The sequence below is a fragment of the Staphylococcus schweitzeri genome (genome assembly GCF_002902405.1).
Taxonomy (GTDB): Bacteria; Bacillota; Bacilli; order Staphylococcales; family Staphylococcaceae; genus Staphylococcus; species Staphylococcus schweitzeri.
On record NZ_PPQS01000047.1, the window covers coordinates 1 to 22364 of the forward strand.

Sequence of the window (22364 nt, forward strand, 5' to 3'; positions counted from 1 at the left end):
ACGTTTTTGGAATTAACGTTGACATATTGTCATTCAGTTTTCAATGTTCATTAAATTCATCTATGGAGCGGGTGATGGGAATCGAACCCACAACATCAGCTTGGAAGGCTGAGGTTTTGCCATTAAACTACACCCGCTTATTTAATTAAGTAATTGTGATGCGGCCGAGAGGACTTGAACCTCCACGGGATTTCTCCCACTAGGCCCTCAACCTAGCGCGTCTGCCATTCCGCCACGACCGCGGATAAAGGCACTTAAAGCAACTTTCATTTTTTCAGAACGATATTTATTATATTACGTTTCGAAATATTTGTCAATAACTTTTAATCATTTTTTTACATTAAATTAATTTGCGTTATCAGTTGTTAACACAACGTTATTTATTCTAAAACATTTAAAACTTATTGTCAATACATTTTATAACTTATTTTTATAATAATCATCTGTTTAAATGAGATGTTATTTAATTCGTTCTTTTTTAAGGAACGTGTTTAATCATACTAACTATATGTCATTCAGTCAATAGAAAACTTCAACAAAATCAACTCTAAAATTGTATAATTATCTTTTATAACACTTTAAAGCTTTAATTTAGTAAAGTTTACATATAATTTATCCCTTAAATGCACTAAAATTTCTACTCATTTAAACTAAAAACCTCCAAATGAATTTGCTCAACAACTTAAGAATTGACTTTTAACAGTTTTATTTAGAAGTCATACATTTACAAATCATTATCATCCTTTATTTCAAAACTCCCTTTAAATACCTATTATTATGATTATTTCTTTTAATGTTTACAATAAATTACCTCTTAATACATTCACCCCCCATTAAGTCACTATGTATTTTTAATAATTATTTCTATATTAATCTCTACCAAAAAAACCAAGATTAACGTAGTATCAAATTACGATAATCTTGGTTTCAAAGGTTAGTTACTCAGTATGACATAGTTATAGTTGAAATATTTAAGAATCAAACGACGCATTATTTTATTGCTATACTCTCTACGTATGTTCCTCAGAATTGAAATAATACATTATATAGTCTCAAGAGTTATATTCACCTTATTATTACTTCAAATGTTTTTTTAATCTTAAATGTCCATTGCAATGCCCACAACGCATTCGTTTTGTATCAACTTTACGGATTCTTAAATATTTTGTATGACATTTAGTACAATAATATTCATAATTAGCACGTTTTTGATAGCTTTCAGTACTATTACAAAACCTTGGTGCACCTACTTGCTTACTCAAATGTTTAAAATCTTGATCTTTATGTTGATACCCTTTACCAGCAATATGCAAATGATAATGACACAGTTCATGCAATATAATTTTTACAACAGCATCTGTGCCATAATGTTCAAATTGCTTAGGATTAATTTCTATATCATGTGACTTTAAAAGATAACGGCCACCTGTTGTACGTAACTTGTTATTAAAATATGCTTGATTCTGAAACTTACGTCCAAACTTTTCTTCAGAAAGCTTTTCAACCATTTGTTGCAACGTTTCATTATTCATGTGGATCAATCATTGTTAATGATACTTTATCTTTATTTTTATCGATACTATAAATCCAAACGTCAACAATATCACCAACGCTTACTATATCCATTGGATTTTTTACAAATTTTTTAGACAACTTCGAAACATGCACAAGACCATCTTGCTTAACACCAATATCAACAAACGCTCCAAAATCTACTACATTTCGAACTGTCCCGCTTAATTTCATACCTTCTTTTAAATCTTCAATTGATAGTACATCTGATTTAAGGATTGGTGTTTCAAACTCGTCCCTTGGATCTCGATTAGGTGCTTTCAATGATTTAATAATATCCTCTAATGTAGGTATACCGACCTGTAATTCAACCGACAGCTCATCCATATCCAATGATTTTAATTTATCTTTTAATGCATCACTACCTAAATCGTTGCCACCAAATCCGAGTTTATCTAATAACTGATAAGTTACTTTATAGCTTTCTGGATGAATTGATGTATTATCCAATGGCTCATTACCATCTACAATCCTTAAAAATCCGATACTTTGCTCGAATGTTTTTGCCCCTAAACGTTTAATCTTGCTTAATTCTCTATTATGTTTGATTGCACCATTTTCTTCTCTATATTCAATGATATTTTTAGCAATTTGTGAACTTAAACCTGAAACATATTGTAATAATGAGGACGATGCTGTATTCACATCCACGCCTACTTGGTTAACTGCTGTTTCAACAACGAAAGTTAATGCATTTTCTAATGATTTCTGATTAACATCGTGCTGATACTGACCGACACCTATTGATTTAGGATCAATCTTAACTAATTCACTTAACGGATCTTGTACACGTCTTCCAATTGATACTGCGCTTCTCTCTTCAACTTGAAAATCCGGAAATTCATCTCTAGCAATTTCTGATGCTGAATATACTGAAGCTCCTGCTTCATTAACAATAATGAATTGTACTGGCAATACATACTTTTTAATAGTGTCCGCAACAAATTGTTCTGTTTCTCGACTTGCTGTGCCATTACCGATTGCGATTAATTGTACATCATACGCCTTAACCATTTGTACAAAATCTTTCTCTGCTGCTTCTTTTTTTGATACAGGGGGATGTGGATAAATCACACCTTTTGCTATAAAAGTACCAAATGGATTTATGACTGCTAATTTGCAACCTGTTCTAAACGCAGGATCGACACCTAATATTTGTTTACCTTTCATTGGCGGTTGCAATAATAAATTCCTTAAATTCTCACTAAATACATCAATTGCATGGTTTTCAGCTTTTTCAGTTAAATCAGCATGAATTTCTCTCTCAATTGAAGGTACAATTAAACGTTTCAAACTATCCTTAATCGCATCCAAAATATAACTACGATTCATATTTTCTTGATTGATTTCTTGACGCGCAATGAAATCTTCTACTGAAGTGGTATCAAACTCAAACTTAACAGATAAGACTTTCTCTTTTTCACCACGGTTTACAGCTAATACTCTATGATTTGCGATACGTTTTATCGGCTCACTGTATTCATAATACATTTCAAAAATACCTTTTTCATCTTCAGCATTTTTCTTTTTAGATGTAGTTAACACACCTTGGTGATACATATCTTTTAATATTTTAGCTCTATATTTGGGATTATCTGAAATCAATTCTGCAATTATATCTTGCGCGCCTTTTATAGCATCTTCAACAACTTTAACTTCTTCAGTTAGGTATTGTTGTGCTTTTTCAGTAATAGATATATCATGTTTTCGCCCTTTCATCCAAATAGCCAATGGCTCTAAACCCTTACGTTTCGCCTCAGTTGCTCTTGTCTTTTTCTTTTGTTTAAAAGGTCGATATAAGTCTTCTACTCGTTGCAATTTATTCTGTTTTAAAATATCTTTCTTCAAATCTTCAGTAAGTAATCCTTGTTGTTCTATATTTTTGATTACTTCTTCTTTACGTTTTTGTAAATTGACCATGTATTGATATTCGTCATCAATTTGCTTTATTTGAACTTCATCTAGGCCTCCTGTTTGTTCTTTTCTATATCTCGCAATAAATGGTACTGTATTTTTTTCTTCAAGTAATGTTAGTACCGCTTCAATTTGTTTTTTACTAAATTGATATTTCTCTATAATTGAATTAATCAATTGATTGTCCATTTACTAAACCCACACTTTTCTAAAATTTACTCATTCATTTTAACATATTATCCAAAAGCTCAATCGAATTAAGGTGTTATTTACAACTTTCAAATCCAAATCTCTAAAATTTAAAATATTGAATCAAAACATATTTAAATTCATTCTTTAGTTATTGAAAAAACTTTCGCATCAATTTTCTTACTATTACTTAAAGCAGTATCAGATGATTTCACTTAAATAACACTTTGAAAATGACATATTACAATGTCACCTATAATATTAACAGCATGTTATAACATTTAGGATCAATATATCTTCCTCATATACTCATTTAAAAAACTATCTAATAAAAAAAATACCTCTTGATTCTTAAATTCTAATCAAAAGGTATTTATATGAATTTTTCATGATAAAACACATCAATAATACAAAAAATTATTGATGTGCTGCTTCTTGTAATTTCTTAATTGCTGTTCTTTGCAGTCTTGATACATGCATTTGACTTAGACCGATACGTTCACCAGTTTCTTTTTGACTTAAGCCCTCAATAAACGTGCATTGAATAATCTCTCGCTCACGATCAGATAATATCGGTAAGATTTTTTCAAGTATCATGCGTTTTTCAGTTAAATCATAATGGTCGTCTTGTTGGCCCATAATATCTAACAAAGTAACTGTTGATCCATCTTTATCCGCTTCTATAGAATGATCGACACTTAATGCGTTGTAACTTTGTCCCATTTCCATTGCTTCGAGTACTTCTTCTTCTGAAACTTCTAAACGATCAGCTATTTCACTAATCGAAGGCGAACGTTCTAATTCTGTCGTTAGTTCATCGCTAACCTTCTTTATTCTAGGTCCTATTTCTTTAATACGTCTTGGAACATGGACACTCCATGTTTTGTCTCGTAAATATCTTTTAATTTCACCGATTACAGTAGGTACTAAAAAGGCTTCAAACTTCCGTTCAAAGGACATATCGAATCTATTTATGGCACCTATTAAACCAACCATACCAACTTGAACTAAATCTTCATGATGTGATTGTCCTTTAGAATATTTATATGCTAGTGATTCAATTAGTTTTTGATAATGTTTAACTAATTTGTCTTGAGCATCTGTATTCTTATGTTCTTGGTGTTCTTTAATCCACTGGTTAATTTGCTCAGGTGAAACTTCATTAGCTGATTTCGACTCTTTCGCCATTATTTCGCACCTGCTCTTTTTTAATATACTTAGTCATACTGATTGTCACACCAGATTCTTTATATACTGTCACTTCATCCATTAAGGATTCTATTAAAAATAAACCTAATCCACCCTCACGTAAAAAATCTATATTTTCATCTTTATCGTATGGGCCTATTTTAGATTTAGTAGTTTCGTAATCAAAACTATCTCCTTTATCAGAAATTACAATTTTAATTCTATCTTCCAAAATTTCAAAGTATATGTTTATGATACCAATACTATTTTTTTCTTTATATGCATGTTTCACTGCATTTGTAACAGCTTCACTCACTGCAATCTTGGCATCTTCAATATCATCATATGTAGCACCAGCTCTCGAAAACACGCCAGAAAGTGTTAAACGAATTAAACTTACATATTCTGCTGACGCTGGTACGCGCATTTCGATAAAATCTTCTTTCGATTGCATGTTATTCGACCTCCGTTCCTTCATTAACATGCATTAAATCCTTTAGACCAGTAATTTCAAATAGTCTACCGATACGATCTGACACACCTAAAATGTATAACTCTTGATCATTTTGATTTAATGCTTTTAAGGTACCTACGAATAAACCTAATCCTGTTGAATCCATATAACTTACATTTTCTAAGTTAACGTAAATGTCACGAGTTCCATCCTGGCGCATAGGTGTTAAAACCTCTTCTAATTCAGGCACAGTATAAACATCCAATTCTCCACCGACTTTAACTTCGTAAAATTTATCTTGAGTGGTTGTTTCTATATTAAGATTCATTTCGTTACACTCCTACTTATTAAATATATTTAACTTCATTTTAAGTGTTGTATTCACCATAAATATTTCAAATTATTATATACCCATTGAAATAATTTCTAATCTTCTTTTTAAGATTAATTTACTCTTTTTATAATCAAAATGGTCATGTCATCTTTTTTATGCGGATTTTGAAGTTTTAAAATTGCTTCATAGATAATTTGAACAATATCTTGTGGATGCATATGTTTATGTTTTTTTATATATTCTAAAAGTCTTTGTTTATCTATAAATGTACCTTCACTATTTCTCGCTTCTGTAACACCATCCGTTAAAATGATAATCAAATCGTCAAGATATATTGGAATTTCTTGTTGTTGATATCGTGTTTGAGAACTAATTCCTAAAACTCTACCTCTAACTGAAATTTCTTCAAATTCTTCTTTTTCAGCGCGATAAATATAACCTGGTTCATGACCTGCAGAACTACAATACAGTAAATGATTCATTTCTTCATACAATCCGTAAAACATTGTTACAAACATATTTTGATTAATATTTTTTTCAACTACCCTATTTAAACGTTTCAAGCCATCACTAGGCAATTGTGAATGTCCATATGAATCCATGCCGAATTTAATCATACTCATCGCTAAAGCAGCTGGTATCCCTTTTCCAATAACATCTGCAACAGCAAAGCTCATCGTACCATCGTTATGATCGATTAAGTTGAAATAATCACCACTAACCTTTTGTGCTGCTACTGAAATAACACCAATTTGAATACTATCAAATTGTGGGATATCTGTTTTAAGCATCGTTTGTTGCAAGCTAGAAGCTAAGTCTATTTCTTTATCGTGAACTTGGAGTTTATCTACTAATCTTTGATAATCTCGGTAACTATATCCAAAGCCTTTAACGATTTCTTGTAAAACATCTAATGTCTTGAAAACATCTTCACGCGTTAAATTTAATGTCAGTATATAGTTTTTGTGTATATCTACAATGTCTTCAGGCAAAACATCTTTACGAATAACTTCATCAGTATATTTTTCACACTTCTTTATCAATTCAGCCTTATCTTGGCAAGTCAAACTTTCATCTATTAAACCTTTATAATGTTGTTTAAACTCTTCCACGATTAGTTGCCTCCTCACTTCCCTTACAAAGCAAACGCTTGAGCAAGAATAATTATGATTCACGTATTAACTTTAATTAATTGCACATTTACAATTGTCGTCTACAATTTTACTGTGAATGACACATTTAAGCTAAAAAAAACTTTAGGATGGAATACCTAAAGCCTAAAAAACTTAAGACATCCTTTTATAATAAAAAATATGAATATCATAACTGAAAATTACTAATGTCTTTATTTCTAAAAACATTTTGTTCCATGAACACAGCAATAGTTATAATTATTATAAAGTTATTGTCTTTTATATCAATATTTTATTTATCTCTGAAAAATACATATAATAGACGCCTAATTTTTCTGATGAGCCATTGTGTTTAGCCCTAAACTAATCATTAGTGCATTATCTACTTCTTTCATTTTGTTGTCTGATAAGTACGTCAGTTTTTCTTTTAAACGTTTTTTATCAAGTGTACGAATTTGTTCTAATAATATAACTGAATCTTTATCCAGTTTATATTTTTTCTTTTCAATCTCTACATGGGTCGGTATTTTGGCTTTATTAATCCTACCAGTTATTGCCGCAACAATAACTGTAGGACTATATTTATTACCAGTGTCATTTTGAATAATGACTACAGGTCTGACTCCCCCTTGTTCAGATCCCTGTACTGGTGATAAATCTGCTAAATAAACATCTCCTCGTTTAATCATTCATTCGTTGAATTAGAAGATAAATATGTTTCGTTGCAATCGCATGCTTCACACTCTATTGGAAAAGCTTCGTTCGCTAGGGAGAGATTTAAATCAGCCATTTGTGAATATCCTTCTTTTAAAGATTGTTCTAAGCTATGACTTCTATTTTGACTAAAAGATAACATATGAGAACCTCCAATTGATTCCAAAAGTTATTAAATGACCTTTAATTACTCTAATAATAACAAATTTTATATGCACTGACCATATTATTTTAACAATTCATTTGTTACAAAAACTTGATCATTGTCATGATATATACGAGGTAAGCGTCTAGATAAGTTGCAAAGTACCTCATAATTAATTGTATGTTGCTTTTCAGCTGCAACTTCAACAGCTTGCTGACTATCTCTATGATTGTCTATTAAAATAACTGAATCGCCTGGTTTCACTTGTTCAGGCACTTTAACAATTGTTTGATCCATACACACTCTGCCGACGACTTCACATTGGTATCCATTCACATTTACAAAACTACCTTGCATTATACGTAGATAACCATCAGCATACCCGATTGGCAATAAAGCTATTGTCGTAGGTTCTGTAGCAGTATATGTTGCACCATAACTTACAGAATCTCCCGCTTGTAATGTTTTTGTTTGTACTACATTTGCAATTAATTGAACGCTTGGTTTCAAATGTACTTTAACTTTTTGTCTTACATATTCTGAAGGGTAGTAACCATATAATGAGATTCCTGGTCTTACAGCATTGCAAAATTGACAATCCATTAATAATGCACCGGCTGAATTTTGACAATGAATATACTCAGGTTTAACGGCCTCGTTAACCATATCTTTAAAGCGTTGATACTGTTCATTTGTCATATCACCAGGTTCATCTGCACACGCAAAATGAGTATAGACACCTTCATAAACTAGTTGATCATATTGTTGAATAATTTCGATTACTTCTTGATATGATTTTATATCCTTTATACCTAATCTTCCCATGCCCGTATCTAATTTAATATGCAACCATAATTTTTTCTGTTGCTCTCCAGAAATGTTTTTAATCGCTTCTTTTAACCATTGCTTAGATGGAACTGTTAAGGCAACACGATGTTGTATAGCTTTATCGATATCTTTAGTAGGTAGTACACCTAAAACTAAAATTTTAGCAGTTATTCCATGCATTCTTAGTTCTATCGCTTCATCTAAGGTAGCCACTGCAAAAAATGTCGCACCATGTTCCATTAAATGGCGTGCAACTTTAACGCTACCTAACCCGTAGGCATTTGCTTTTACGACAGCCATAATCGTTTTATTTTGATGTAATGTACTGAATACTTTAAAATTCGCTACTACAGCATTTAAATCTACATTCATATACGCAGATCTATAGTATTTATCTGACATATTAGTTCCTCCAATATAATCCGCTTGTTTCCAATCCAATGCTAAATTAAAAGTCTTATTTTTTAATCTTAAGACTCTTCTTTTTCTAAAATGACTTGACTCACCGCGTAATGTTCAGTATGCGAAATACTCACGTGAGCGACGAAACCTTCATAGTCAATGTTCGGCTTCCCAAGTTCATCGTTATAACAGTCTATATCATTAAAGGCTACATGTTTTCCTAAACCAGTGCCTAAGGCTTTGCTAAATGCTTCTTTAGTCGCAAACCTTCCCGCCAAAAATTCAATTTTTCGTTGTTCATGTGTAAAACCATAGAATTTACGCTGTTCATTTTCAGTTAAAATTCGGTCAACAAGTTTTGGTTGCTTATCGTATAACACTTTAATTCGTTCAATTTCGATTAAATCTATACCAATACCATGTATCATTGATTATTCCTCATTTTTATTATACTCATTTATTTTTTCTAAATGCATCTCATTATTTAACCATTTTTTTAATTTACGTGCTTCGCTTCTATCAATTAATGAAATTTTTGCTGTACCACCTGCTGTGTAGAGTGTTAAAGTAGCTAAACGGTAATTCTTCATTATTGGCCCAATATCAATGTCTATATTTTGAATACGAAAATATGGTATCACCTTTTCATCCCAAAATAAGATGCCGTTTCGAACGCGCAAATGGTGCTCTTCAATTGCGTATCGACAATGCTTATATCGATAGAATGGCGCGATGATAATCGTAAAAATAGCTACTAGTAAGATGATAATTATACTACTAGTAATAGATATATAAGTATCTATAATCTGCCAAAATAGCCAATTTAAAATATTAAATGCTATTAAAAGTAAAAGCGTAATTGGTACCCAAACTAGTATAGCACTTAACCTCATCACTTTTTTAGCATATGGTGACATAAAATTATAATGCTCCATTCTTTTCACCTCTCAAATACCATAACTTCAACATTTGCACGTCTTCACTACGAGCATATTTAAGATTAATTGACTCATTTGACATACCTTTAGCAATAATGAAATTAAAATTACTTAAACTGTTGCTTTTAAGCAGTGGGTGTTGCCATGTATCAAATCCTAAAATATGATTTTCTTTAAAATAATAAATATTTCGTTTAAATAACTCGAAATTTTGTATAGTCATTTGATCTTCAGTCATTTTAAAACCTGCATGTTTGACATAAAGATATCCTTTAAGAACAAGTAGACCAATAATCAGTATACTTACTATCATAAATAACCATAATAATTGATTCCAAAAATACCAGCCAATTGCAGCCATAGAAATTACAATAGTGCTTGGTATTAAAATATGTCTGTGAAAGCCTGACAAAGGCATACCTTCATTTACTTGTTGATAGGATAAATTTGGTATTAAATTTTGGATGATTTGATACGCTTTGTCCCGTTTAATAAACGGCAAAATCGTCACACTACCAGCATCATTTTCATCATCGTCTAGTTTTTTGTTTTCGAAATCGCTAGTAATTATAAAATGTATTGCTGTATAGCCAAATAATTTTCGTATATGCGACTGACGCTCAACAACAGCTTGCAATCTTTTCGTTGGTACAGTCATTCTTTTCTTATTAATGAAACCATATTCAATTTTAAGTTGTTCATTTTCCAGCATAACTGTGAAGCCATAAAATCTTATCATGGTAATTATAGTACCGATAATATACGCCACTAATAACACTAGTAAAATGATAATCAAAATAGTGATACTTATAAATTGAACCAATTGACTAATTTGATAACTAAGTTTTGACCATGGAATTAACTCTCTTACAGCGCCATAAACTGGAACTAAAGCTGCTAATGTAACACCGATGGCACCACTGGTCATTGCCATAAATAATAATTCTTTAAATCTCATTTGATATACAGGAATGCGTTTAGTTTTGTCAATAATAGTTGAGCTTGAATACGATGCTCCATCTAAATCGCTAACCGCTATTTCTGTTTCATTTTTCTCAACTCGTTGGTCAATGACCGAGTTATTCGTTGTTTTTTCTTCATTTTGAATTTGAAGTTCTTCTTGTTTTAATTCTGATTGTAATTGGTCAATATAGTTTTCAAGATATTCGCCTTGTTTCTTTGATATTACGCTTAATACGATGCCATCGCTTGGTGTTTTAATTTGTAAATCCACACCACCTATAATTTGATTGACAACCCCTTGTGACATATCGATAGACTGGATGCGTTTAATATTTAATTCTTTACGCTTCTTATTAAAAAGGCCTGTTGTCAAAATAAAAGTATTATTCTCAATCCAATAGCGTGTATTCATAATTCGGATAATTTGAGGAATGTATGATAATAAAAAGAAAACTAATACAATACCTAACCATGTATATGATGCTGGATTAGAAAAATCAAAATCTTTTAATTGAAAGAAGATGAAGATAATAAAAACAACAATATTTTGTTTAATCGCATTAATCAAACCGTTAAAATATGAAATTGGATGTAGCTTTTGAGGTTTAGACATCACTTTCAACCCCTTTCAAATTTGACAGAATTTGTTCTTCGATGATTTTAACATCATTAGCTGACATCATTGGTAATCGAATTGAATGACCAGCTGTCACAAATTCAACTTTATACAAATTAAGCATTTGACTTAATGGATTAGATTTAATCGACAAATATTGCAATCGTTCTATTCGACTCGTTTCTTCTTTATATATTAAAAAAGATGTACGATACTGAATACTTGATTGATCTACTTGATAGTAATAACAGTGATATTGCCATAATGGTTTAATAATTAATTTTAAAACCGTAAAAGTACAAAAAGCAAACAAAATATAAAGTAAATACTGTGACCATTCAAACTTTAACCATACTATATAGAAAATGGCATATATAATAGCACTTAACAAAAATTCTAAGCCATTTGTAAAATAATAATATAGCAATGCCTGCTTAGGACTTTTAGACTTTATAAGTTGATTAGACATATGTCACACTCCTAATAATCAAGAATCTATAAATTTAATTTCTATCCATTTTTATTTTTATATGTTGCTAATTATAGCATATGAGGAAATTGAGGCTAATTTGCCTATTAAATTTATATGGGTTGAAAATTAAAATAAAAAGTGCATAAATTAACATCATTTGTGCTGCAACTTAAAATATTGACGATTAAAAAAGACACCATGACCGTTATGAAGGTAATCATGATGTCTTGTAACTAAATTCATCTCTTCAATTTATCTAGTGTAATATTGAGCTCTAAAACGTTTACATAGTCATATGTTAATACACCCCGTCGCTTATTACGATTAATCAAATCAATTACTTTTGTCATAGATATGTGTCGCGCATTCGCAATACGTTGTGCTTGTTTGCGTGCATTTTCAACAGTAATATGTGGATCCAAACCTGATCCTGAACTTGTAATAGCATCTACTGCTATGTTTCCTTTATCATTTTCAATAAGTTGTTTCACTCGTTCCATTAATTTCTCATTACTATTAGATTCGTTAGTCCCTCCAGAAGACACTCCAGTTTTATAAATTTTTCCAGGATTTATATTATAATCAACAGCGCTTGGACGCCCATGAAAATAGTAATCCCCCGTCCATAATTGCCCAACAATTTTTGATCCTACGACACGGTGATCATACATAATTAAACTGCCATTAGCTTGTTGCTGAAAAAATAACTGGCCAATCAAGGTCAAAGTTAGTGGATATAAAATACCACATAAAATCACAGTTATCATCGTTAAACATATACTACTTCGAAGTGCTCTCATTTGCTTATTACCACTCCTTTTCACACAAAAAATTGTACAATTAAATCTATTACTTTAATGCCTACGAATGGAATGATTATGCCACCTAAACCATAGGTCATCATATTATTTATGAAAACCCAATCTATTGAATGACTCTTTACTTTTACACCTTTCATCGCAACTGGTATTAAAGCAACAATAATTAATGCATTAAATAACAATGCTGAAATAATAGCTGACTGTGGTGATGATAATTGCATTAAGTTTAATCGAGACATTTCAGGTATCGTCGACATCATAAGAGCTGGTAAGATTGCAAAATATTTTGCAATATCATTCGCTAAACTGAATGTTGTTAATGATCCTCTTGTCATTAACAATTGCTTCCCAATTTTAACGACTTCGATTATTTTTGTTGGGTTCGAATCTAAATCAATAAGGTTTGCCGCTTCTTTGGCACTTATCGTTCCAGAATTCATTGCTAACCCTATATTTGCCTGAGCTAATGCTGGTGCATCATTGGTGCCGTCCCCCGTCATTGCTACGATATGACCTTTTTCTTGTTCACCTTTTATTACTTTTATCTTATCTTCAGGCTTACATTCTGCTATAAATCTATCTACACCAGCTTCTTTAGCTATAGTTGCAGCAGTTAATGCATTATCACCTGTACACATAACTGTTTCAATGCCCATTTCACGTAACTCGGCAAAACGTTCAACCAAACCTTCCTTAATCATATCTTTCAAATGAATAACTCCAAGCATAACGTTTTCCTCTACGACAATTAATGGCGTACCACCTTTGCTAGATACATTGCTACACAATATTTCTATATTAGGTGGAATAATACCTTGTTGCTGCTTTATAAGTTTAATCATACTATCAGGCGCACCTTTAAAAATAGATATGCCATTCGTTACAATGCCACTCATTCTAGTTTCAGCTGTAAAAGGTTTGTATGTACCATCAATTTGTGCGGGCAAATTACCTCTAAGCATGTCCTTCGCTAAAGTTACAATACTTTTACCTTCTGGAGTGTCATCATATAACGATGACATATATGCTGCTGTAATCAACTTGATTTTTAAATGTTCATTCACCGGTAAAAATGCACTGGCAATTCGATTTCCATAAGTAATTGTGCCAGTCTTATCTAAAATCATAACATCTACATCACCGCATACTTCAACAGCGCGACCACTTTTTGCCAAAACATTAAACTGGGTAACCCTATCCATCCCTGCAATGCCAATAGCAGACAACAGCCCACCAATTGTTGTCGGTATTAAACAAACAGTTAAGGCAATAAGCATGGCTATTGGTAAGATTACATGTAAATGTCCTGCAATCGGATACAATGTAGCAATAACGACTAGGAAAATTATGGTTAGCGTCGTTAATAATGTAAATAAGGCAATTTCATTTGGTGTTTTAGTCCTTTCAGCACGTTCTACTAGTGCAATCATTTTATCTAAAAATGATGTCCCAGTTTCACTTTCAACACGTATCTCCAACCAGTCAGAATTTACAACAGTTCCGCCAATTACACCAGAAAAATCTCCACCGGATTCTTTAATGACAGGTGCAGATTCACCAGTAATAGCAGACTCATCTACAGTAGCTAAACCATTAATGACTACACCATCAGCAGGAATAGTCTCTCCATTTTCAACTCGTATATGTTGTCCTTTTTTTAAATCAGAAGCATTCACAATTTTAAATAGACCATTCGAGTCTATGACACGCGCAGTCAAATTTGATTGCGTTTTTCGTAAACTATCTGCTTGCGCCTTGCCTCTACCTTCAGCAATCGCTTCAGAAAAATTCGCAAATAAGATTGTTAATAATAAGATGGTACAAATTGTAATTAGATAACCTCTCGACAACTGACTTTGTCCAAAAACATCGGGGAAACATATGAGTATCAACATCAAAACCATTCCTATTTCTACAACAAACATGATTGGATTTTTAACCAACAGTTTAGGATTTAACTTTATGACACTCATTTTAATCGCTTCTATTAACATTGTATGATTATTATATTTATATACATGATGCATATATTTCCATCCTTTTCATTATTTTAAAGTTAAAAATTCACCGATAGGACCGAGAAGTAACACAGGAATAAATGTTAATCCACTAAGTAAAATAATAAAGACAACAAGTGATACACCAAAATAAGGTTTATCAATCGCAATCGTATACTTTTCTTGATGGTAAGATTTTTTCCTAACTAGACTAGACGCAATCATCAATTGCAAGATAATTGGTACATATCTTGCAAATATCATAATGATACCTGTTGAAATATTCCAAAACGGTGTATTATCCTTTAACCCTTCAAATCCTGAGCCATTATTTGCAGATGCAGATGTCATTTCATAAAGCACTTGAGATATGCCATGAAATGATGGATTCGTTATACTATCACTAACACCAGGAATGACATAGACGAGTGCAGAGAAAACTAATATTAAAATTGGATGAATGAGAAATGCTAACACTATGCATTTCATCTCCCTACCTCCGATGGGCATATTTAAATATTCTGGTGTTTTTCCAACCATCAAACTGCAAATAAATACAGTTAACAACACGTAGATTAATAGATTCATTAACCCCACACCTTCTCCACCAAATACAATATTTAACATCATAAATATCATTGGCCCTAAACCACCTAATGCCGTTAAACTGTCGTGCATGTTATTAACAGATCCTGTAGTAAAAGCTGTCGTTATAATCGTAAATACTGACGATAATCCAATGCCAAATCGTACCTCTTTGCCTTCAAAATTAGCTCCATGAATACCTAAATGATAAAAAAGTGGATTACCCTGGTACTCACTCCATAGCGTTAAAATTATTCCACCAATAAAAATGATAAACATTGTCACAAATAATACCCACGCATGACGATGTACGCGTCTACCATTTTTAGTCAACATACGGCCAAATAAAAATAATATTGCTAAGGGGAGTAACATCATACTGCCCATTTCAATAAAATTACTCCATATATTTGGATTTTCAAAAGGTGTAGATGCATTGCCTCCTAAAAATCCTCCACCATTAGTACCAAGGTGTTTAATAGACTCAAGTGAAGCTATTGGTCCTATAGCAATATGTTGTATTTGCCCACTTAATGTGTAAATTATTAAATTGCCACGCAATGTTTGTGGTACTCCTTGAATCATTAATAAAATACTTAGTAAAAAAGATATTGGTAATAATACACGCACTATAAATCTAACAATATCCTGATAGAAATTTCCTATAATATCAGTCAAACCCGTTAACCGACGCAACATTGCAATGCATACGGCATAACCTGATGCACTTGATGTAAACATTAAATAAGTCATAACAATCATTTGCGTTAAATATGTAACTCCAACTTCGCCATTATAATGTTGCAAATTAGTATTTGTTAAAAATGATACTGCCGTATTAAACGCTAAAGTAAACGACTGATTCAAATTATGATTTGGATTTAAAATAAGCCACTGTTGCGTTAACAACAATGCAAATGCAAATACACCCATTAATGCATTAAATGACAAAAAGTGCTTTAAGTACTTTTTAGCTGACATATGCTCTAAATCTGTTCCAATTATTTTAAAACATACATTTTCAAAATTTCTAAATATCCCATCTGCAAATGTTGATTGAATTAATGCCACACGATAAAGATATTTACTAAATACATAAGCAATAAAAATTATTATTACTAAGAATAAAATTATTTCTACCATAGTTCTCACCTAACACGTTTTTAAAATTTTTCACTGCGAATTAAGGCATAAAATAAGTACATCAATAATGCGATAACAACTAAAATCAAACTGATAATCATGGATCTGACCTCCTTAAACCCATTCACATCGTAACAAGATGTTTATGAGTAAAATATTAATTTTCAAACTTAGTTATTAAGAATTCATTAAGATACTCTTACAGAAATAAATTTTATAGCATTTAATTGTGAAGAATATTATGATATTGCTATCGAGGTGAGGTTATGACGAACACTGAATCGCTAAATATAGGAAAGAAGCGTGGGTCTCTAACTATCTATATAGGTTATAGTCCTGGTGTTGGTAAAACGTTTGAAATGCTATCGAATGCGATTGATTTATATCAAAATGGTGTTGATATAAAAATTGGATATATCGAACCACATCAACGTCGTGAAACCGAAGCATTAGCAAAAAAATTACCCAAAATCACAACTAAAATTACAAATCATGGTAGCCATAGGGTTCAATATTTGAATATAGATTGTATTATTGAAGAAGCGCCGACGATTGTTCTAATAGATGAGTTAGCGCACACAAATATATCAAGAGAGCGCCATGAAAAACGATACATGGATATTGAAGAAATTCTAAACCATGGCATAGATGTGCATACAACATTAAATATTCAACATATCGAAAGCTTGAGTAGCCAAATCGAACTGATGACTGGTGTCCAAGTAAAAGAACGTGTACCTGATTATTTTATAATCGGCGCAGATGTCTTAGAAGTGGTAGATATTTCACCTAACCAATTAATAAAAAGGTTAAAAGCTGGAAAAGTATATAAAAAAGATCGTCTTGAAGTTGCATTTAGCAATTTTTTCACTTATGAACACTTGAGTGAACTGAGAACGCTAACGCTGCGCACTGTAGCTGATTTAATGAGTGATAAGGAAAACTTATGTCATAATCATAAATCGGTTATGACACCACATATCGCTGTAGCTATTAGTGGCAGTATTTATAATGAAGCGGTTATAAAAGAGGCTTTTCATATTGCTCAAAAAGAACATGCAAAGTTTACAGCTATTTATATAGATATTTTCGAAAAAAATAGGCAGCACTATGATAGTCAAAAGCATGTTCATCGTCATCTTATGCTAGCTAAATCATTAGGAGCTAAAGTAAAGGTTGTTTATAGTCAAAGCGTTGCATCAGGTTTAGACGAATGGTGCAAAAATCAAAATGTTACTAAATTAATTATTGGACAACATATTAGAAATAAATGGGTAGACTTTTTTAATACACCTTTGATTGATCGCTTAATGTCGTTTGATCATCACTATAAAATCGAAATTGTTCCTATTAAACAAATTTCTGTCGCGTTAAATACGAATAAAATACCTTATCGCCCTAAAAGTAAACGCTTCGCTAAAGATATGTTAAAAATGCTTCTAATTCAATTGATTTGCATATTAATGGGTTTATGGGTGTACGAGCTTGAAAAACATGAATCCAGTACTATTATCTTAATGCTCTTCCTAATCGGCATCATATTAGTATCAATTTGGACACAATCGTATATGATTGGATTTTTAGCGGCAATACTAAATGTCTTTGTTTTTAATTACTTTTTTACAGAACCGAGATTTACGTTTGAAGTATATCGCTTTGATTATCCAATTACATTTATTGTCAGTATTTTAACTAGTCTTTTAACGAGCGCTTTATTAAAACAAATTAAATTTCAGTATTCAATTACTAAAAAGCAACTCTATCGAACAGATTTATTATTACAATTTAATGATTCGATTAAACAGACATATACAGTAAAAGATTTATTGGTAAATGCTGGACATCAAATTCATCAATTATTGCAGCAATCAATTACAATTTACGTAATCGATGATGCTAAAGTCAGTAAAACAATGTCATTGCAACATGACGTCGACTATAAAAACAAACATTATAGCCAAGTGTTAGGTTGGGTTATCAAAAACGAAAGGCAAGCAGGTGCAACAACAGATACCTTTCCAGGCATTAATCAATGGTTCATCCCGATAGGTACTTCCCCTATCAAAGGTGTAGTAGCAATAAATTGTCAACAATCACAAACAATCGATCCTTATGATGCATCCATACTTGAATCTATGTTAAACGAACTGTCCTTAGCAGTTGAGAATGTGACATTATTAAAACAAACGAGAGAGTCTATGTTACAAGCTGAGCGTCAACTCACACATTCTAATTTTTTGCGCTCAATTTCTCATGATATACGTACACCTTTAACAACCATTATGGGGAATTTAGATATTTTAATGACACATAATAAACTAATGCCGTTCAAAGAACAACACCAATTATTATTAAACAGTTATCAAGAAAGTCAATATTTATACCATTTAGTAACCAATATATTGTCTCTAACTCGATTACAATCTTCTAATGTTCATATCAAATTGCAACCATATTTAGTAAGCGAATTAGTAGAGGAAATTGATACTATAATAAAACGTCGTCATTTAAAAGTTGATGTAACAATCTCATTAACTGAAGATTTACATTTTGTGAGAATTGACAGTAAATTAATACTTCAAGCAATATTTAATTTAATTGAAAATGCAATAAAACATTCGTCGTCCAACACGACTATTAAATTATGTATTCATAGACCCAACGATAAACAAGTTCAATTTTCTGTTATTGATGAAGGTCCAGGTATAAGTGTACAAGAACAACAAAAGATTTTTGAACCTTTTTATACTGGTGCGAATAAACATTTTAAAGATAACCAAAAAGAAAGTATGGGTCTGGGTCTATATTTAGTCCAGACTATACTACATAAACATTATTCAACTTTACAATATAAAATGAATCAACCACATGGCAGTATATTTTATTTCAATATTGATTTAGATTTTAGTGAAGGAGACGTATAATGCAATCTAAAATATTAATTATTGAAGATGATCATGCAATTACACATTTACTCGATGTCGCTCTAACTTTAGATTATTACACTGTAACTACAGCCGAAAATGCCAAAAGTGCACATTTTAAAATTCAAATTGATAAACCAAATATAATATTATTAGACTTAGGATTACCAGATAAAGATGGTTTATGCTTAATTGCTGAGATTAGACAGCATACAGATATTCCTATTATTGTGATAAGTGCTAGACAAGAGGAACAAACCATTATTCAAGCATTAGATAATGGTGCAAATGACTATATGACAAAGCCATTTAACGTTGATGAACTCCGTGCAAGAATTAGAGTTATTGAAAGAATTGCCAAATCTAATCAAGAAACTAATATTATTTTTACAAACGGTTTACTAATCATTGACTTTGATTCCAAATCAGTTATTATCAATAACCAAGAAGTTCATTTGACACCAAATGAATTTAGTTTGCTAGAATTGTTATCCAAACATAAAGGAAAAGTGCTAACATACGAAATGATACTTAAACGTATTTATGGTTATGTAAATAAAACTGAAATGCCTAGCTTACGCGTCCATATGACTTCATTAAGACAAAAACTTGCTCAATGCCATACAGATGCTAAAGATATTATCAAAACACATCCACGTATCGGCTATCAAATGTTGCAATGGAAAGACAAATAATTTAATTTGATAAGGTCACTGCCATTAAAATAGATTTGCAGTGCCTTTTTTATATCCATTAATTCTGATGTAAAATTATCCTAATATTTATAATTCATTTCTACTGAAAAGAAGCTTGTTATTAGTCGAAATAAAACTTTAAGAATTTCCATTAATTCGAGTTCTCAGTCAATTTCGCCAAATCTTTTGAACAATAATTAAATCGAACTATAAATTGGACTGATGGTAAATTTTTTGCTTTTCATCAGTCTAATTTGACATAGAGCCCAATTTTTTAATTTTGAATATAAAAAAAGAGCTCAAGATATGACATCTTAGAGCTCTTAATCAATTTATTATTTTTGATGGTCAGCAAATGTGCGACCTTTCATAGGTCTACTTCCACCACTATTGTTGTCTTTGCGGTCGAATTTTTTGTTGCCTTTTTTCTTGCTTGAGTAACCTTTTGAACGTTTACTCTTACCGTCAAATTTATGGTTACCACGTTTGTTGTTTCTGTTACGAGAACCACTTGGTTTACCATTACGGCCTTTACGAGCTAATGGTTTTTCAAAAGTTAATTGAACTTCAACTTCGTCGTTTGCTTCTACTAACTCTTGTAAAAGTGCAGCAACTAAATCAACATCGTTATATTCATTTAATAATTCAGTTGAAATACGTTTTAAACGTGATTCTGTGGCTTTTGACATCCAGTTTTCAACTTTTTCTTTAATATCATCTTCACGTGCTTGAAGTACTTCTTTGCGGTGTGGTGGACGTAATGCACTCATTTTTCTACCGTTTGCATCTTCGATTTGTCTAATGTAATCCATCTCGATTGGATTTACAAAAGTAACCGCGATACCTTCTTTACCAGCACGACCAGTACGACCAATACGGTGTGTATAGCTTTCAGTATCTTGAGGAATATCAAAGTTATAAACATGACTTACACCAGAAATATCTAGTCCTCTTGCTGCTACATCTGTAGCGACTAAAATATTGATTTGGTCATTCTTGAATTTCTTTAATACTTCTAAACGTTTCGCTTGTGTGATATCACCATGTAATCCTTCAGCTTTATAGCCTTTAGAAATCAAAGCACTTGTTAACTCATCAACACGACGTTTTGTACGTCCAAATACGATTGCTAATTCTGGTTGATGAACATCTAGGAAATTTGTAAATGTATCAAATTTCTCTAATTCTTTAACAATTGTATAGAATTCTTCGATTTGTGGATCTGACATTTCATTATTCATTGTCTTAATAATTTTAGGTGACTTCATGAATTGTTGCACTAAAGCTTGAATTGCTTTAGGCATAGTTGCTGAGAATAGCATTGTTTGACGTTGCGCAGCAGGAATTTTATCCATAATAAATCTCATATCGTCGATGAATCCCATGTTCATCATTTCATCTGCTTCGTCTAAAATTAATGTATGGATACCATCAGTTTTCAAAGTACGACGGTTTAAATGATCGATAACACGTCCAGGTGTTCCGACTACGATTTGTGGCCCTTTTTTCAAGGCTTTAATTTGGCGTTCGATAGGCATACCACCGAATACAGTAACAACTTGGACACCTTGTCCACGGCTAAATTCTCTTAATTGTTCAGCTACCTGCATTGCCAATTCTCTTGTAGGTGCTAAAATTAACGATTGAACCCCTTGTTTCCCTACTACTTTTTCAATTAAAGGAATACCGAATGCTCCTGTTTTACCTGTACCGGTTTGAGCTTGTCCAAGGATATCAATTCCTTGTAACGCATAAGGGATACTGTCTTTTTGGATAGGTGTCGGCTCTTTAAATCCCATTGATTCAAGTGACTGAACCGTATTATCCGAAATCCCTAGTTCTTTAAAATTTTGCAAAATAATTCTCCTTTTTACCTGTTTATTTCTCAATATACTTTTGCATATAAGTTCATTAATATTTCATCAACTTCTATATAGTACCACCAAAAAAATTTAATCGCAATAAAGCAATTTGCGAATATTTAGCAGAAACACATTAATTGATTGTCATATTTTTGTCAAAAAGCTAGCATTAAGTGTGATGTAAGCGTTACTCATAATTCGAATAAATCATTATAAAAATTTTTTTATAACATAAGCATGTCGTTGCAATTCTGAATCAAATTTTAATTTAAATACCTAATGATACACGTTTCTTTTTACAAAGACGCATTATAAAATCAAAATACTTCCTATATAAATGATCATTTAAATTCAACTTATTACTAAAATTAGATGGGAGTGGGACAGAAATGATATTTTCGCAAAATTCATTTCGTCGTCCCACCCCAACTTGCACATTATTGTAAGCTGACTTTTCGCCAGCTTCTATGTTGGG

21 protein-coding genes and 2 tRNA genes are annotated in these 22364 nt (G+C 31.7%); 2 read left to right on the forward strand and 21 right to left on the reverse strand.

Going from position 1 to position 22364, the window contains the following annotated elements; translation table 11 throughout:
* Positions 1-63 precede the first annotated feature (63 nt).
* The 19 genes from CD116_RS11075 to kdpF form a co-directional block, all read right to left on the reverse strand.
* A tRNA-Gly gene (locus tag CD116_RS11075) sits at positions 64-137 on the reverse strand.
* A gap of 22 nt (positions 138-159) precedes the next feature.
* Positions 160-242, reverse strand: a tRNA-Leu gene (locus tag CD116_RS11080).
* 834 nt (positions 243-1076) lie between these two features.
* Complete coding sequence (locus tag CD116_RS11085; protein ID WP_047550931.1) at positions 1077-1532, reverse strand: SprT family protein; 456 nt, start codon at positions 1530-1532, stop codon at positions 1077-1079.
* Positions 1525-3675: a Tex family protein gene (locus CD116_RS11090; RefSeq protein ID WP_047550934.1), complete on the reverse strand. Its 2151-nt coding sequence runs from the start codon at positions 3673-3675 to the stop codon at positions 1525-1527. Before CD116_RS11090 ends, CD116_RS11085 begins: the two co-directional genes overlap by 8 nt.
* Positions 3676-4092: 417 nt before the next feature.
* Positions 4093-4863, reverse strand: coding sequence for an RNA polymerase sigma factor SigB (sigB, locus tag CD116_RS11095; RefSeq protein ID WP_047427832.1), 771 nt, complete (start codon positions 4861-4863; stop codon positions 4093-4095).
* Positions 4838-5317, reverse strand: coding sequence for an anti-sigma B factor RsbW (gene rsbW, locus CD116_RS11100; RefSeq protein ID WP_001190826.1), 480 nt, complete (start codon positions 5315-5317; stop codon positions 4838-4840). Before rsbW ends, sigB begins: the two co-directional genes overlap by 26 nt.
* Position 5318: 1 nt before the next feature.
* Positions 5319-5645 (reverse strand): anti-sigma factor antagonist, encoded by a 327-nt coding sequence (locus CD116_RS11105; RefSeq protein ID WP_047427835.1) that lies wholly within the window; start codon positions 5643-5645, stop codon positions 5319-5321.
* 116 nt (positions 5646-5761) lie between these two features.
* On the reverse strand, positions 5762-6763 hold the full coding sequence (locus tag CD116_RS11110; RefSeq protein ID WP_000390825.1) for a SpoIIE family protein phosphatase: 1002 nt from the start codon (positions 6761-6763) through the stop codon (positions 5762-5764).
* Between the two features lie 347 nt (positions 6764-7110).
* Entirely contained in the window at positions 7111-7473 is a 363-nt protein-coding gene (locus CD116_RS11120) for a type II toxin-antitoxin system PemK/MazF family toxin (RefSeq protein WP_047427839.1), read from the reverse strand.
* Complete coding sequence (gene mazE / locus CD116_RS11125) at positions 7470-7640, reverse strand: type II toxin-antitoxin system antitoxin MazE (RefSeq protein WP_000948331.1); 171 nt, start codon at positions 7638-7640, stop codon at positions 7470-7472. Before mazE ends, CD116_RS11120 begins: the two co-directional genes overlap by 4 nt.
* A gap of 84 nt (positions 7641-7724) precedes the next feature.
* Complete coding sequence (gene alr / locus CD116_RS11130) at positions 7725-8873, reverse strand: alanine racemase (RefSeq protein WP_047550937.1); 1149 nt, start codon at positions 8871-8873, stop codon at positions 7725-7727.
* A gap of 68 nt (positions 8874-8941) precedes the next feature.
* Entirely contained in the window at positions 8942-9301 is a 360-nt protein-coding gene (acpS, locus tag CD116_RS11135) for a holo-ACP synthase (RefSeq protein WP_047427846.1), read from the reverse strand.
* A 3-nt stretch (positions 9302-9304) separates the two neighbouring features.
* Positions 9305-9808, reverse strand: coding sequence for a PH domain-containing protein (locus tag CD116_RS11140; RefSeq protein ID WP_047427849.1), 504 nt, complete (start codon positions 9806-9808; stop codon positions 9305-9307).
* Positions 9795-11387: a PH domain-containing protein gene (locus tag CD116_RS11145; protein WP_047550940.1), complete on the reverse strand. Its 1593-nt coding sequence runs from the start codon at positions 11385-11387 to the stop codon at positions 9795-9797. Before CD116_RS11145 ends, CD116_RS11140 begins: the two co-directional genes overlap by 14 nt.
* Positions 11380-11859 carry a PH domain-containing protein gene (locus tag CD116_RS11150; protein ID WP_047550944.1) on the reverse strand — a complete coding sequence of 160 codons (480 nt, stop codon included), beginning with the start codon at positions 11857-11859 and terminating at the stop codon, positions 11380-11382. The genes CD116_RS11145 and CD116_RS11150 overlap by 8 nt, the downstream gene beginning before the upstream one ends.
* A gap of 242 nt (positions 11860-12101) precedes the next feature.
* Complete coding sequence (gene kdpC, locus CD116_RS11155; protein WP_047550947.1) at positions 12102-12662, reverse strand: K(+)-transporting ATPase subunit C; 561 nt, start codon at positions 12660-12662, stop codon at positions 12102-12104.
* A 20-nt stretch (positions 12663-12682) separates the two neighbouring features.
* Entirely contained in the window at positions 12683-14710 is a 2028-nt protein-coding gene (gene kdpB, locus CD116_RS11160) for a potassium-transporting ATPase subunit KdpB (protein WP_047550950.1), read from the reverse strand.
* Positions 14711-14728: 18 nt separating this feature from the next.
* Positions 14729-16408, reverse strand: coding sequence for a potassium-transporting ATPase subunit KdpA (gene kdpA, locus CD116_RS11165; RefSeq protein WP_047550953.1), 1680 nt, complete (start codon positions 16406-16408; stop codon positions 14729-14731).
* 20 nt (positions 16409-16428) lie between these two features.
* The gene (gene kdpF, locus CD116_RS11170; RefSeq protein ID WP_047550956.1) at positions 16429-16509 is read right to left on the reverse strand and encodes a K(+)-transporting ATPase subunit F; all 81 of its coding nucleotides are present in this window, start codon (positions 16507-16509) and stop codon (positions 16429-16431) included.
* A 165-nt stretch (positions 16510-16674) separates the two neighbouring features.
* On the opposite strand from kdpF, the gene CD116_RS11175 reads away from it, so the two are divergent.
* Together CD116_RS11175 and CD116_RS11180 are read left to right on the forward strand one after the other, a co-directional pair.
* Positions 16675-19332 (forward strand): sensor histidine kinase, encoded by a 2658-nt coding sequence (locus tag CD116_RS11175; RefSeq protein WP_047550959.1) that lies wholly within the window; start codon positions 16675-16677, stop codon positions 19330-19332.
* Positions 19332-20027 (forward strand): response regulator transcription factor, encoded by a 696-nt coding sequence (locus CD116_RS11180; protein WP_047427860.1) that lies wholly within the window; start codon positions 19332-19334, stop codon positions 20025-20027. Before CD116_RS11175 ends, CD116_RS11180 begins: the two co-directional genes overlap by 1 nt.
* A gap of 335 nt (positions 20028-20362) precedes the next feature.
* Here the strand turns inward: CD116_RS11180 and cshA are convergent, their stop codons facing one another.
* On the reverse strand, positions 20363-21883 hold the full coding sequence (gene cshA / locus CD116_RS11185; RefSeq protein WP_047427863.1) for a degradosome RNA helicase CshA: 1521 nt from the start codon (positions 21881-21883) through the stop codon (positions 20363-20365).
* 274 nt (positions 21884-22157) lie between these two features.
* Positions 22158-22364 (reverse strand): hypothetical protein (locus CD116_RS13780; protein ID WP_206168532.1); only part of this gene is annotated, 207 nt, incomplete at its 5' end.

Excerpts from the sequence above, each read along its gene's own strand:
- CD116_RS11085 (WP_047550931.1), bottom strand. The coding sequence starts at position 1,532 with ATGAATAATGAAACGTTGCAACAAATGGTTGAAAAGCTTTCTGAAGAA.
- CD116_RS11090 (WP_047550934.1), bottom strand. The coding sequence starts at position 3,675 with ATGGACAATCAATTGATTAATTCAATTATAGAGAAATATCAATTTAGT.
- sigB (WP_047427832.1), bottom strand. The coding sequence starts at position 4,863 with ATGGCGAAAGAGTCGAAATCAGCTAATGAAGTTTCACCTGAGCAAATT.
- rsbW (WP_001190826.1), bottom strand. The coding sequence starts at position 5,317 with ATGCAATCGAAAGAAGATTTTATCGAAATGCGCGTACCAGCGTCAGCA.
- CD116_RS11105 (WP_047427835.1), bottom strand. The coding sequence starts at position 5,645 with ATGAATCTTAATATAGAAACAACCACTCAAGATAAATTTTACGAAGTT.
- CD116_RS11120 (WP_047427839.1), bottom strand. The coding sequence starts at position 7,473 with ATGATTAAACGAGGAGATGTTTATTTAGCAGATTTATCACCAGTACAG.
- mazE (WP_000948331.1), bottom strand. The coding sequence starts at position 7,640 with ATGTTATCTTTTAGTCAAAATAGAAGTCATAGCTTAGAACAATCTTTA.
- alr (WP_047550937.1), bottom strand. The coding sequence starts at position 8,873 with ATGTCAGATAAATACTATAGATCTGCGTATATGAATGTAGATTTAAAT.
- acpS (WP_047427846.1), bottom strand. The coding sequence starts at position 9,301 with ATGATACATGGTATTGGTATAGATTTAATCGAAATTGAACGAATTAAA.
- CD116_RS11140 (WP_047427849.1), bottom strand. The coding sequence starts at position 9,808 with ATGGAGCATTATAATTTTATGTCACCATATGCTAAAAAAGTGATGAGG.
- CD116_RS11145 (WP_047550940.1), bottom strand. The coding sequence starts at position 11,387 with ATGTCTAAACCTCAAAAGCTACATCCAATTTCATATTTTAACGGTTTG.
- CD116_RS11150 (WP_047550944.1), bottom strand. The coding sequence starts at position 11,859 with ATGTCTAATCAACTTATAAAGTCTAAAAGTCCTAAGCAGGCATTGCTA.
- kdpC (WP_047550947.1), bottom strand. The coding sequence starts at position 12,662 with ATGAGAGCACTTCGAAGTAGTATATGTTTAACGATGATAACTGTGATT.
- kdpB (WP_047550950.1), bottom strand. The coding sequence starts at position 14,710 with ATGCATCATGTATATAAATATAATAATCATACAATGTTAATAGAAGCG.
- kdpA (WP_047550953.1), bottom strand. The coding sequence starts at position 16,408 with ATGGTAGAAATAATTTTATTCTTAGTAATAATAATTTTTATTGCTTAT.
- kdpF (WP_047550956.1), bottom strand. The coding sequence starts at position 16,509 with ATGATTATCAGTTTGATTTTAGTTGTTATCGCATTATTGATGTACTTA.
- CD116_RS11175 (WP_047550959.1), top strand. The coding sequence starts at position 16,675 with ATGACGAACACTGAATCGCTAAATATAGGAAAGAAGCGTGGGTCTCTA.
- CD116_RS11180 (WP_047427860.1), top strand. The coding sequence starts at position 19,332 with ATGCAATCTAAAATATTAATTATTGAAGATGATCATGCAATTACACAT.